Below are 12731 nucleotides of genomic sequence, written 5' to 3'. Positions count from 1 at the left end.
CGGGGCCATGGGGTGCACGTCCCGCTCGGGCCGGTGGCAGCGGCAGCCGCACGGCGGAGGCTCCGCACCGGTCCGGCCGGACGGCGGCGGGGCGATCCCGCAGAGTTCGCAGGCGTCCATCCGGCACTCCAGCGTGACGTGCACCCGTTCGGCGAGAGCCTTCACAGGACGCCCGCGCCGCCGGGCCCCGCGTGCAGCAGCTCGGTCGTGACCTGCTGAAAGGTGTGATGCCCCGTCACCGCCGCGTGCCCGAGGGCCCATCCGGCGACGTCCGCGCCCGGCGGCCCGAGCGGCGACCGCCCCTCGCAGTCGGCGCATTCGACCACCCGGGTGGTGGGGGCGCCTGTGACCGGGACGAGTGTCGCTCCCCTGTCGGCTGCGGCGGGCTCGGGCTCGGCGCCCTGACTGTTCACGATGGTCATCGAGGTTCCTTGGTCTGGTGCGGGACGACATCGTGACGCCTGATGAGGCATCACTCTCCGTGCACGATCAGACTCACACAGCAGCAAGGGGCCAGTGTTCCCGAAAAAGGAACACTGGCCCCCGGGCCCTGTACCTCACATACCGACCCATCGGGCGAGGGCCGCCAGCCCGTCGGGCGCCCGGCGCCGACGGCGCACCAGGACGGCGATGGTCTCGCGTACCAGAGGGTGGTAGCGGGCCTGCTGAGGAGCGACCCGCCGGGCCTGGTGGAGGGCGTTCTCCGCGGCTTCGGCCTTTCCCATCCGGGCATACGCCTGCGCCATCTCGATGTGGTAGCGGCCCACCCGCATCCTGGGGTGGTCCGCGGGGAACACCAGCGTCCTGGCGGCCTTCATCGCCTGCCCGAGGTGCCCCAACTGCACGGAGGACGCCACCGAGAAGTGCTGGACGTTGGTCTCGCCGAAGCTCGCCCAGTACACCGTGGGCACGTCCCGCCCGATCGCCTCCGACGTCCGCCGGGCGAGGCCCAGATATCCGTCGACGGCGCTGTCGTCGGCGGCTTGCGCGGCGGCGATGGCACCGGCGAGGTGCAGCGTCCCGGACACGGCGAGCGCTTCGACGGACCGCGGTGCCTCGTGCTGGCCCACCAGGTGGTGCGCGCGGTCGAGCACCCGGAGGGCCAGTTCGCTCTTGCCCCGGCGCAGGAGCATCGCGCTGCGGTGACGGTGCCGCAGCGCCAGCAGGAGCGGGTCCTGGGCCTGCTCGGCCATCCAGCCCATCCGCTCCAGGGCGATCGTGGCGAGGTCGTGGTAGCCGAGCCGGTAGGCGAACTCGTAGGCGGTCCAGTAGGCCCAGCCGAGCGTGGCCGCCGTCCGTTGCCGGTCGGCGGCGGGGAGCACAGCGAACGCGGTGGTCAGCTCACCGAGCAGCGCCGGCAGCCGGGTGCCGATGTACCGGTACTCCGTGGCGCACGCCTGCGCGCACAGCCGGTCGACGTCGGCGGCGATCCTGTGCATCGGCCTGGGGGTGATGTCGGGGTCCGGTCCGAGGTCGTACAGATCCAGCGCGTCGGACAGCGGGGCGATCATCCGGTCCAGGTGGTCCGCCTGTAGTTCGCTGAGGTAGGGCTGCCCGTTGAGGACGGCCACGTCCACTTCGAGAACGCGCGCGACGGCGGCGACTATGGGGGGCGTGGCGGGCGAGAGACCCGCCTCGATCTTCGCGACCGTCGTCCGGGAGACACCGGCCCGCTGAGCCAGCCCCGCCTGGGTCAGGTGCCGCAGTTTGCGGTAATCGGCGATACGGGCACCGATGTGGTCGTCCTGGGAGTGGGGCATTCGGTGCTCCGTTCTGACCCTCGACAGATCAGAACGTACACCCGCGCCAGGGGGGCGGATACGCCCCGGCGGTGCCGGGGGCGGTCCTCCCCGAGGGGGCATGCGCCTACGCGGCGTCGACGCCCCACTCCCGTGCCAGCGCGGTCGCCTGGGGCCGGATGGCCGCCGGGCCGAAGGACGCGAGGTCGCTGACCGCCGACCGGGCGAAGAGGTTGAAGCTCGTCGTCTCCGGACTGATCCGCTGTGCCTGGGACAGGAAGTGGACGGTCGCGATCGGCTCCCCGGCGAGGCTGTACGCGCGCGCCTGCTCGATCACGTGGTAGGCGCGGCGGGTCGCCGACGGCACGGTCTGGGTGCGGAGGTCGGCGGCGATCCGTACCGCCGCCCGGGTCTGCACCAGGTCCGTGCGGATCGTGAGCGCGTATCCGTCGACCACGCCCCGGCCGAAGACGAGCCACGGATGCGCGTACGACTCCCCGAGCGCGGAGGCTGCGCGATCGGCGATGTCCCAGTGGTGCTCCGCCTTTCCGGCGCCCGCGGTCTTCGCGTGCGACAGGGCCACGGCCAGGTGGAGCAGGCCGTGCAGGGCGAGATCCTCCTGGTGGGCCTCCGGGCGGAGGAGGGAGGCCGCTTGCAGCGCCAGGTCGACGCGGGCGGCTGCGGCCTCTCCGCTGTCCCGGTGGATATGCCCCATGTACCAGGCGGCAGCGGCGATGGCGCGCGGATCGTCGGCGTCCTGAGCCGCGGCCATGGCCCGGTCCCCGGCGAGTATCACCAGCTCGGGCGTGGGCTGGAAGGAGAGGTACAGCTGTGTCAGGTGGTAAGCCTGGGCAAGAAGGGCCAATGCCTTCCGCCGGTCGGCTCCGTCGAGGGCACGGGCCGCGTGCTGGGCGTCGGCCAGGAGCGCGGGCAGGAGTTCGGCGACGCTGCTGCGGTGGTGGCCGATGCCGTGCCAGACGAGCCACGCGTGCCGGATTCTCGCCGTGAGGGCGGCGACGGTGGGCGGGGCGGCGGCGGGCGGGGCGAGCCGGTAGGTCGCCAGCGCCGATCTGATGTGCGGCAGGGCCGGATGCGCCGGGTTCCGGTAGCTGGTGGACGCGAGCCGCGCGTCGCCGGTGAGGTCGGCCAGGTCGTCGAGGGCGAGGACGTCCGCCATGCGCAGCAGCATCGGAAGGCGGGGCATCCGGAGGCGTCCGGTCTCGATGGCCTTCCACCACTCGGACGACTTGCCCACGCGTCCGGCGGCGGCGGCCCGCGTCAGACCGCGTCGTTCTCGGGCCCGCCGGACCCGGCGGGCGAAAGTGGACTCCTGCGGTGCGCTCGATCCGGGCATGCTGGTGCTCCGTTCTGAAGTCGGCACTCCGAACGTACTCCCTCCCCAGGGGCGGAAAACGGCGAAGCGCCTCCGTCGGCACAGGGGGCGCTTCCGTCGCTCCCGCCGCGTGGGGTTCAGCGGATCGGAACCCCCGCCAACGTGCGGGCGATGACCAGCCGCTGGATCTCGCTCGTCCCCTCGAAGATCGTATAAATCGCGGCGTCCCGGTGCATCCGCTCGACCGGGTACTCACGGGTGTAGCCGTTGCCGCCCAGGATCTGGATGGCCCGCGCCGTGACGTCCTTCGCCGTCTCGCTCGCGTACAGCTTGGACATCGAGCCCTCGGCGGCGGTGAACGGCTTGCCCGTGGCGGCCATCCAGGAGGCCCGCCACACCAGCAGCCGCGCGGCGTCGATGCGGGTGCGCATGTCGGCGAGTTGGAAGGCGACGCCCTGGTTGTCGACGATCGGGCGGCCGAACTGGGTGCGGGTGCGGGCGTAGTCGAGCGCGGTCTCATAGGCGGCGCGGGCGGTGCCGACGGCCATCGCGCCGACCACGTGACGGGATGCCTCGAAGGTCGCCATGGCGGCGTTCCTGACCCGTTCGCCGGAGGTGCCCGAGGCGCGGGCGGCGCGGGCGCGGGCGAGCCGTTCGTCCAGCTTCTCCTTGCCGCCGAGGAGGCAGTGGCCGGGGACGCGGACCCCGTCGAGGACGACCTCGGCGGTGTGGGAGGCGCGGATGCCGTGCTTCCGGAACTTCTGTCCCTGGCTCAGCCCCGGGGTGCCGGGCGGGACGACGAAGGAGGCGTGGCCCTTGACGCCCAGCTCCGGGTCGACGACGGCGACCACCACATGGACCTGGGCGATGCCGCCGTTGGTCGCCCAGGTCTTGGTGCCGTCGATGACCCATTCGTCCGTGGCCTCCCGGTAGACCGCACGGGTGCGCATCGCCCCCACGTCCGATCCGGCGTCGGGCTCGGAGGAGCAGAAGGCGGCGACCTTCACATCGCCGGGCTCCCCGTACATCTGCGGAATCCAGGTGCCGATCTGCTCCTCGGTGCCGTTGGCCAGCACGCCGACGGCGGCGAGTCCGGTACCGACGATGGAGAGGGCGATCCCCGCGTCACCCCAGAAGAGTTCCTCCATCGCCAGGGGGATGCCCAGGCCCGTGGGGTCGAAGAACTGCTGGGCGTAGAAGTCGAGCGAGTAGATGCCCGCCTTGGCCGCCTCCTGGATGACCGGCCAGGGCGTCTCCTCGCGCTCGTCCCACTCGGCGGCGGCCGGGCGGATCACCTCGGCGGCGAAGCCGTGCAGCCAGTCCCGGATCTGCTTCTGGTCGTCGGTGAGTTCGAGTGTGAACCCGGACATGTCCCCTCCAGCGCGTTGTCGGCCGTCCAACGGGTTACTTGCGGTAACACAGTAGGCGAGGGGAGTCTGTTACCGCTTGGTAGGACATGTCAACCACCCCACGCCGATACCCCCGCCCAGCCGACGGGGTGTTAGTTTGCGCAGGCGTCACGCAATCGCTCGGGCGGGGAGAAAGCACCTATGGCGACCAGACAGCAGTCCTTCGATCAGGACCGGCCGGCCGATCAGAGACGGAGGGAACTGCTCGAAGCGGCGGATCGGGTGGTGCTCCGGGACGGTCCGAAGGCGTCCATGAACGCCATCGCGGCGGAGGCCGGGATCACCAAACCGATCCTCTACCGGCACTTCGGGGACAAAGGGGGGCTCTACCGCGCGCTGGCCAAGCGGCACACGGACGCGCTGCTCGACTCGTTGCGGGCCGCGCTGGACGCGCCCGCCGGGCGCAGGGAGCGGGTCGAGGCGACGCTCGACACCTATCTCGCGGCCATCGAGACCCGGCCCCAGGTGTACCGCTTTCTGATGCATCCGGCGGAGAACTCGGACCGGCCCGATCCCGGCGGCCCGGAGACCGGCTTCGACGTGGGGCGGCACTCGGCCCCGCTGCTGCGGCGCCTCGGCGAGGAGCTGGCGCGCGTGATCCACGACCGGGTGGAGCTGGGGCCGGACGGGGAGCGGCTGGCCCGGGTCTGGGGCCATGGCATCGTCGGCATGATGCACGCCGCCGGCGACTGGTGGCTCGGCGAGCGCCCCTGCTCCCGCGCCGAGCTGGTGAACAGCCTCGCCGATCTGCTCTGGGGGCGGCTCGCGGCCGTCGCGGACCGGGCGGGCGGCCCCGGCTTCTGAGCCTCCCGCCCCCGGGCACCCGCGTCCGGGTTCCCACGTCCGGGCACCGGCCTCAGGATCAGGAGCGGCCCGCACCCCGGGACGGCGACCAGGGGGCGCGACGAATCCTCCGGTCCAGCCGGGACCGGCGCCACCCAGGGAGCCGGTCGGCGTAGACGGAGCCGTCGAGGTGGTCGGTCTCGTGCTGGAGGCAGCGGGCGAAGAAGCCCGTGCCCTCCACCCGGACGGGGCCGCCGTCGCTGTCCTGCCCCTCGACGACGGCGCGGTCGTACCGTTCCACCGGCGCCTCCAGACCGGGCAGCGAGAGACACCCCTCGGGCCCCCGCACCTCCACCCCGTCCGCCGCCACCAGCCGGGGGTTGACGATGTGTCCGAGATGCCGGACCTCGTCGTCGTCGGGGCAGTCGTACACGAACACCCTCAGTCCCACGCCCATCTGGTTCGCCGCGAGCCCCACCCCGTTCCGCGCGTACATCGTCGCGAACAGGTCCTCCACGAGTTTCCCGAGCGCGGGCCCGAAGTCCGTGACAGTCTCGCAGGGCGTGTGCAGCACCGGATTCCCGTACAGGCTCAGGGGCCGCACGAGTCCGGAACTGCCGGGGATCTGCCGGTTTCGCATGCCCGTAAGCCTACGGCCGGCGCGGGACTTCTCCCTCCGGCAGGTGCCGAGGTTCGGGGCGCGTGCCGGACCTGGATAGGCTGGGGCCGACCGATGCAAGGAGGATCAAGGACGATGTCAGGCAACTCGGAGCTGTCGCCCCGCGCCAAGCTCGCCGTGACGGCAGGCAGAGCCGCGGCGGCGGTCTCCCGCGCGGCCGGACGCGGCAGCGGCTCGGTGATCGGTGGCCGGGTCGCGCTCAAGCTCGACCCCGATCTGCTCGGACGGCTCGCGCAGCACCTGGACGTGGTCCTCGTGTCGGCGACCAACGGCAAGACCACCACCACCCGGCTGATCGCCGAGGCGCTGCGCGCGGCCGGACCGGTCGTGTCCAACGCGCTCGGCGCCAATATGCCGGCCGGGATCACCTCGGCGCTGGCGGGCGGCTCGGACGCCCGCTTCGGTGTGATCGAGGTGGACGAGAAGTACCTCGCCGGGGTGGCCCGCGATGTCGAGCCCAAGGCCATCGCGCTGCTCAACCTCTCGCGCGACCAGCTCGACCGTGCCGCCGAGACCCGGATGCTCGCGGAGAAGTGGCGGGAGGGCCTGGCGGGCTCCAAGGCGATCGTGATCGCCAACGCCGACGACCCCCTGGTCGTCTGGGCCGCCTCCTCCTCCCCCCAGGTGGTGTGGGTCGCGGCGGGCCAGGAGTGGAAGGACGACGCCTGGTCCTGCCCCGCCTGCGGCGGTGTGATGCAGCGCCCCGGCGACGACTGGTTCTGCGGGGAGTGCGGCTTCCGCCGTCCCACGCCGAGCTGGGTGCTCAACGGGGACTACGTCCTCGACCCGCACGGGCAGGCGTGGCCGATCCGGCTCCAGCTCCCGGGCCGGGCCAACAAGGCCAACGCCGCCAGCTCCGCCGCCGTCGCCGCCTGCTTCGGGGTCCCCCCGCAGGTCGCGCTGGAGCGGATGTACTCCGTCCAGGCCGTGGCCGGGCGCTACGACGTCGTCACCTTCCAGAACCGCGAGCTGCGGCTGCTGCTCGCCAAGAACCCCGCGGGCTGGCTGGAGACCTTCTCACTGATCGATCCGCCGCCCACCCCGGTGATCCTCTCCGTCAACGCGCGCGGCGCCGACGGCACCGACACCTCCTGGCTCTGGGACGTCGACTACCCGCGGCTCGCCGGTCACCCGATCATCGTGATCGGCGACCGCCGGCTGGACCTGGCCGTGCGTCTTGAGGTCGCCGGTCTGGACTTCCGGGTCTGCGACACCGTGGACGAGGCCGTCACCATGTGCCCGCCCGGAAGGATCGAGCTGATCGCCAACTACACGGCCTTCCAGGACGTGCGCCGGCGGGTCGGGAACTGAGGCACCCGATGAGACGTGAGGGACGTAACAGAATGAGTGACAGCAGTCTGCGTCTGGTCTGGGTCTACCCGGACCTGCTCAGCACCTACGGCGACCAGGGCAACGCGCTCGTCGTGGAGCGCCGGGCCCGTCAGCGGGGCCTCGATGTGATGCGCGTCGACGTCCGCAGCGACCAGCCGATTCCCACCTCCGGCGACATCTATCTGATCGGCGGCGGCGAGGACCGGCCGCAGCGGCTCGCGGCGGAGCGGCTGCGCCGCGACGGCGGGCTGAACCGGGCCGCCGAGAACGGCGCGATCATCTTCTCGGTCTGCGCGGGCTACCAGATCCTCGGCCATGAGTTCATCAACGACCTCGGTGAGCGCGAGCCCGGCCTCGGGCTGATCGACGTGGTCTCCACCCGGGGCGAGGGCGAGCGCTGCGTCGGCGACGTCCTGGCCGACTGCGACCCCGCGCTGGGGCTGCCGCAGCTCACCGGGTTCGAGAACCACCAGGGCGTGACCCACCTCGGCCCGACGGCCCGGCCGCTGGCCCGTACCGTGGTCGGCCGGGGCAACGGCACCGGCGACGGCACCGAGGGCGCCTTCCACGACACCGTCTTCGGCACCTATCTGCACGGCCCGGTCATGGCCCGCAATCCGCAGTTCGCGGATCTGCTGCTGAAGCTGGCGCTCGACGTCAACGCGCTGCCGCCGACCGACGACCGCTGGTACGAGGCGCTGCGCGACGAGCGGATCGCCGCCGCCACCCAGCCCGCCTGACCGCACGGCCGCCGCGCGCCGGGGGTCCGGCGCCGGTGGCCGTGGGGCTGTCCGCGATCGGAGCGGGGGCGTCCCACCTGGTGGGACGCCTCATTCGGTGACCGCCCCCGGGCGCCGGTAGGGTGTGGCCGATCCAACCGGACGACGTGGTCCGGGTGTCGGCCCACGTTGCAAAGGTTTCCGGGCAATGCGTATTGGTGTGCTCACCTCCGGCGGGGACTGCCCCGGTCTGAACGCCGTCATCCGTTCCGTCGTGCACCGCGCGGTCGTCGACCACGGTGACGAGGTCATCGGTTTCCACGACGGCTGGCGCGGACTGCTGGAGTGCGACTACCGCAAGCTCGACCTGGACGCGGTGGGCGGCATCCTCGCCCGGGGCGGCACCGTTCTCGGCTCCTCCCGGGTGCGCCCCGGGGATCTGCGGGACGGTGTGGAGCGGGCCCGCAGCCATGTCGCGGAGCTGGGGCTCGACGCGATCATCCCGATCGGCGGCGAGGGCACCCTGAAGGCGGCCCACCTGCTCTCGGAGGCGGGGCTGCCGATCATCGGGGTCCCCAAGACCATCGACAACGACATCGCCGCGACCGATGTGACCTTCGGTTTCGACACCGCCGTCGGAGTGGCGACGGAGGCCCTGGACCGGCTGAAGACCACCGCCGAGTCCCATCAGCGGGTGCTGATCGTGGAGGTCATGGGCCGCCACACGGGCTGGATCGCCCTGCACTCCGGCATGGCGGCCGGGGCCCACGCCATCGTGGTCCCCGAGCGGCCCTTCGACATCCTGGAGCTGACCCGCAGGGTCGGCGAGCGCTTCGAGGCGGGCAAGCGGTTCGCGATCGTCGTGGTCGCCGAGGGCGCCAAGCCGCGCGAGAACACCATGGCCTGGGACGAGGGCGGCAAGGACATCTACGGCCATGAGCGCTTCGCCGGTGTCGCCCGGCAGCTCTCCGTCGAGCTGGAGCAGCGCCTCGGCAAGGAGGCCCGTCCGGTGATCCTCGGCCATGTGCAGCGCGGCGGCACCCCGACCGCGTACGACAGGGTCCTGGCCACCCGTTTCGGCTGGCACGCGGTGGAGGCGGCGCACCGGGGCGAGTTCGGCATGCTGACCTCGCTGCGCGGCACGGAGATCACCACGGTGCCGCTGGCCCATGCCGTGGAGACGCTGAAGACCGTCCCGGCCGAGCGCTACGCCGAGGCGGAGTGCGTGCTCTGAGCCGCACCGGCTCCGACGGCTGACGCCAGGGTGCCCCCGGTCGCGTGCGCGGTCGGGGGCCGCTCTACGCTGGTCCCCGGCAAGCGCACAATCCCGTACGAATCAGGAGCCGGCGGATGGATCACAGCGGCCACGGCAGTTCGATGGAGCTGCCGCCGTTCACGCTGGGGCGGGGGCTGGAGTTCGCGCCGGACCCATTCTTCCTGACCGGCTGTCTACTGGCCCTCGCGCTCTACGGCTGGGGGGTGCTGCGGCTGCGTCGGCGCGGTGACTCCTGGCAGCTCGGCCGCACCCTGTTCTTCGTCTCCGGGGTGCTGACCGTACTGCTGGCGATGTGCACCGGGCTGAACGAGTACGGCATGGTCATGTTTAGCGTGCACATGGTGCAGCACATGATCATCAGCATGGTCTCGCCGATCCTGCTGCTGCTCGGCGCGCCGGTGACCCTGGCGCTGCGGGCGCTGCCGGTGGCGGGCCGGGGCCGCACGGGCCCCCGTGAGCTGCTGCTCGCGCTGCTGCACAGCCGCTATATGCGGATCGTGACGCACCCCGCGTTCACCATTCCGCTGTTCATCGCGAGCCTGTACGGGCTCTACTTCACCCCGCTCTTCGACTTCCTGATGGAGTCGAGGGCCGGGCATGTCGCGATGATGATCCACTTCCTCGCCACCGGTCTGGTCTTCTTCTGGCCGATCATGGGGGTGGACCCGGGTCCGCACCGGCCCGGCTATGTGATGCGGATGCTGGAGCTGTTCGCGGGCATGCCGTTCCACGCCTTCTTCGGTATCGCGCTGATGATGGCGAGCGAACCGATGGTCGGCTCGTACGCCTCCCCCCCGGCCTCGCTCGGCATCGACGCGCTGTCCGACCAGCACGCCGCGGGCGGGATCGCCTGGGCGTTCAGTGAGATCCCCTCGGTGCTGGTGCTGCTCGCGCTGGTCTTCCAGTGGTACCGCTCCGAGGAGCGGCAGGCCCGGCGCAAGGACCGCGCCGCCGACCGGGACGGGGACAAGGAGCTGGAGGCGTACAACGCGTATCTGGCCTCGCTCCACACCCGCCGCCCGTAGCCGCCCGCCCGGCGCGGTCACCCCGGGCGGTCCGTGCCGCCCGGCGGTGGCGCGGAACCCGGCCGCCGGGTGACGATGACCTCCGAGGGCCGTGGTCGTGTCGTCCCGAGGAGGGCGGATGTCGGGTTCCACGAAGGCGATGGGTGTGCTGACGGTGGCGAGTCTGGTGGTCGTCACCGGGTACACCGTGGCACTCGGCAGCAATGGCTGGCTCTGGTTCGGCTGGGTGATCCTCGGCCTGGTGACGCTGGGAGTGATGGCCTCCCGGGGCGCCTGACCCCGTACCGGGCGACCCGGCCCCGGACGGGCGGTACGAGCCGTTCCGCGGGCGGGCGCGGCGCCGGCCGGGTCAGCCGGTGGCGGCGGTGGACAGCTCCCGGCCCCCGCTCACGTCGGACGGCCGTCGGCCCTCCCCCGCGGCGGGCAGCGGGTCCCGGCCGGTCAGCGGGTCCCGGCCGGTCAGCGGGGCATGTCCGGCCCGGCTCACCCGGCGGCTGAACCAGATCACCTTGCCGTCCGCCGTGGCGCACGTCCCCCAGCTCTCACTGAGCAGGGCGACGGCCGCGAGGCCGCCCCGGGCCGGTCCCGCGCTGGTGAGCCGGGGCAGCCGGGGATCGCCGTCGGCGACCGACACGGTCAGCCGGCGCCCGTCCCAGCGCAGCTCCACCCGGGCGGTCTTGTCGCCCTCGGCGTGCTCGACCACATTGCCGAGCAGTTCGCCGACGGCCCGGCAGACGGGCTCGACATGGCCGTCGAGCTTCCAGTACCGCAGATGCGCCGCGAGAATGCGCCCGATGCGGGGGATGCGCTCGCTGCTCGCCCGTACCTCCATGGTGTACCGGCAGGCGGTCCGAATGTGCATGACCGTGGCTCCTCACCGCGACCGCTCCGGTCCTTCGGGTGCGGGTTCAGATCACGAAGAGTCACCGTCGATCGCTTCTGGGTCACCGTCAGCGTAGCCCGATCCCCCGAACGCCGCCCGGGCGGCCCGGACGGCGGCGGCCGGGCGGGTGACAGCGGGGCCGCCGCGCGGACACGCCGGAGGCGGGGTCCGCGCGGCGGGACATCCCGGCCCGGATCTCCGGGGTTCCGCCCCGGTTCCCGCTCCGGCCGCCGCCCTGTCCCGACCGCCTCACCGTCCCGGCCGCCGCGCGGACATTTCCGTACGTTCCCGGTCGTGTCCTCGGGGCAGGGGGATCGTTCACCCTGCGTGGGCGCCCGGTGTGCGGCCCGTACCAGCCGGTCGCCGGACCGGACGCGGGCGTCCACGACCCGGTTCCCCGGGCGGCCGACACCCGCCGTGCCCCGGGCCCGCACTGGAAGGTGACCGCCATGACCGCTCTCGTCCACACCGCCGAGCCGATCGATCTGACCGTCGTGCGCGATCAGGTGGAACAGGTGGTGGAGGAGTTCCTCGCCGCCAAGGCCGCCGCCGCGTCGGGGGCGGGCCATCCGCCGGAAGTCGTCAGAATCCTGCGGGACTTCCTGGCCTCCGGGGGCAAGCGGCTGCGCCCGCTGCTGTGCGTGGTCGGCTGGCACGCGGCCGGGGGCGACGAGGACCCGGCGGCCGTGCTGCCGGTGGCGGCCTCCCTGGAGCTGTACCAGACCTTCGTCCTGATCCACGACGACATCATCGACGACTCCGCGCTGCGCCGGGGCCGTCCGGCGGTGCACCGGGCGCTGGCCGCCCGCCATGTGGGGCACGACAGCGCGGCCCGGCTGGGCGCGGGCGAGGCCCTGCTCGCCGGGAACCTGGCGCTGATCTGGTGCCAGGAACTGCTGCACACGGCGGAGCTGGACACCCCGCGCCGGGCCGCGGTGCACCGGGTGAACGACACCATGCTGGCCGAGGTGATGTTCGGGCAGTACCGGGATCTGCTCGGCACCGAACGGCTCGACGACGACATCGAGGCGGCGCTGGGCATCATCCGCTACAAGACCGCGGCGGGCACGATCCAGCGCCCGCTCCAGCTCGGGGTGGCGGCGGGCGGCGGGGACGAGGAGACGCACCGTTTCTGCACGGAGTTCGGGGTGCCGCTGGGCGAGGCGTTCCAGCTCCGGGACGATCTGCTGGACGTCTTCGGCTCCCCCGACGGCCGCAGCGCCCCGGGGCTGAACGATCTGCGGGAGGGCAAGCACACCGTGCTGCTGGCGCTGGCCATGGCGGGCGCGGGACCCGGGCAGCGGGTCCGGCTGCGCTCACTGGTGGGCCGGGCCCGGCTGGACGAGACCGGGGCGGCGGAGATCCGCGCCATCCTGGAGGCCACCGGGGCACGGGACGGCGTCGAACGGATGATCTCGGCCCGCTACGATCGATGTCTGGAGGTCCTGGCCGGGGCGGCGCTGCCGGAGCGGGCGACCGAGGCCCTGCGCCGACTGGCCGTCACCGCGACCCAGTACACCGCCTAGGCCCGCTCCTCCCCGCGCCTCACCCGC

At 72.6% G+C, this 12731-nt stretch carries 13 protein-coding genes; 7 read left to right on the top strand and 6 right to left on the bottom strand.

Annotated features, from left to right (window positions below; genetic code table 11):
- Window positions 1-161 precede the first annotated feature (161 nt).
- The 4 genes from CRV15_RS25690 to CRV15_RS25675 all read right to left on the bottom strand — a co-directional run bounded on the left by CRV15_RS25690 (window position 162) and on the right by CRV15_RS25675 (window position 4442).
- Entirely contained in the window at window positions 162-422 is a 261-nt protein-coding gene (locus CRV15_RS25690; protein ID WP_009995381.1) for a DUF7848 domain-containing protein, read from the bottom strand.
- 135 nt (window positions 423-557) lie between these two features.
- Window positions 558-1760 carry a helix-turn-helix domain-containing protein gene (locus tag CRV15_RS25685; RefSeq protein ID WP_003959573.1) on the bottom strand — a complete coding sequence of 401 codons (1203 nt, stop codon included), beginning with the start codon at window positions 1758-1760 and terminating at the stop codon, window positions 558-560.
- Window positions 1761-1866: 106 nt separating this feature from the next.
- Entirely contained in the window at window positions 1867-3093 is a 1227-nt protein-coding gene (locus tag CRV15_RS25680; RefSeq protein WP_003959574.1) for a helix-turn-helix domain-containing protein, read from the bottom strand.
- Between the two features lie 116 nt (window positions 3094-3209).
- Entirely contained in the window at window positions 3210-4442 is a 1233-nt protein-coding gene (locus CRV15_RS25675; RefSeq protein WP_004571754.1) for an acyl-CoA dehydrogenase family protein, read from the bottom strand.
- Between the two features lie 180 nt (window positions 4443-4622).
- Between CRV15_RS25675 and CRV15_RS25670 the strand changes: the two genes are divergently transcribed.
- Window positions 4623-5285, top strand: coding sequence for a TetR/AcrR family transcriptional regulator (locus tag CRV15_RS25670; RefSeq protein ID WP_003959576.1), 663 nt, complete (start codon window positions 4623-4625; stop codon window positions 5283-5285).
- Between the two features lie 58 nt (window positions 5286-5343).
- Here the strand turns inward: CRV15_RS25670 and def are convergent, their stop codons facing one another.
- Window positions 5344-5904, bottom strand: coding sequence for a peptide deformylase (gene def / locus CRV15_RS25665; RefSeq protein ID WP_003959577.1), 561 nt, complete (start codon window positions 5902-5904; stop codon window positions 5344-5346).
- A gap of 114 nt (window positions 5905-6018) precedes the next feature.
- On the opposite strand from def, the gene CRV15_RS25660 reads away from it, so the two are divergent.
- From CRV15_RS25660 to CRV15_RS36040, 5 genes are all read left to right on the top strand, one after another.
- Window positions 6019-7254, top strand: coding sequence for a MurT ligase domain-containing protein (locus CRV15_RS25660; RefSeq protein WP_004571753.1), 1236 nt, complete (start codon window positions 6019-6021; stop codon window positions 7252-7254).
- A gap of 32 nt (window positions 7255-7286) precedes the next feature.
- Window positions 7287-8015 carry a type 1 glutamine amidotransferase gene (locus tag CRV15_RS25655; RefSeq protein WP_004571752.1) on the top strand — a complete coding sequence of 243 codons (729 nt, stop codon included), beginning with the start codon at window positions 7287-7289 and terminating at the stop codon, window positions 8013-8015.
- A 187-nt stretch (window positions 8016-8202) separates the two neighbouring features.
- A complete protein-coding gene (locus CRV15_RS25650) occupies window positions 8203-9228 on the top strand; it encodes a 6-phosphofructokinase (RefSeq protein WP_003959580.1) in 1026 nt (341 codons plus the stop codon).
- 116 nt (window positions 9229-9344) lie between these two features.
- Window positions 9345-10295: a cytochrome c oxidase assembly protein gene (locus tag CRV15_RS25645; RefSeq protein WP_003959581.1), complete on the top strand. Its 951-nt coding sequence runs from the start codon at window positions 9345-9347 to the stop codon at window positions 10293-10295.
- 118 nt (window positions 10296-10413) lie between these two features.
- Window positions 10414-10572 (top strand): hypothetical protein, encoded by a 159-nt coding sequence (locus CRV15_RS36040; RefSeq protein ID WP_003959582.1) that lies wholly within the window; start codon window positions 10414-10416, stop codon window positions 10570-10572.
- A 72-nt stretch (window positions 10573-10644) separates the two neighbouring features.
- Here the strand turns inward: CRV15_RS36040 and CRV15_RS25640 are convergent, their stop codons facing one another.
- On the bottom strand, window positions 10645-11157 hold the full coding sequence (locus CRV15_RS25640) for an ATP-binding protein (protein ID WP_004571749.1): 513 nt from the start codon (window positions 11155-11157) through the stop codon (window positions 10645-10647).
- 470 nt (window positions 11158-11627) lie between these two features.
- Between CRV15_RS25640 and CRV15_RS25635 the strand changes: the two genes are divergently transcribed.
- A complete protein-coding gene (locus tag CRV15_RS25635; protein ID WP_230864095.1) occupies window positions 11628-12704 on the top strand; it encodes a polyprenyl synthetase family protein in 1077 nt (358 codons plus the stop codon).
- Window positions 12705-12731 lie beyond the last annotated feature (27 nt).

It is taken from the genome of Streptomyces clavuligerus, assembly GCF_005519465.1.
In the GTDB taxonomy this organism is placed as follows: Bacteria; Actinomycetota; Actinomycetes; order Streptomycetales; family Streptomycetaceae; genus Streptomyces; species Streptomyces clavuligerus.
The sequence above is the reverse complement of the archived record's forward strand: the minus strand, read 5'-3'. Positions and strand labels throughout refer to the sequence as shown.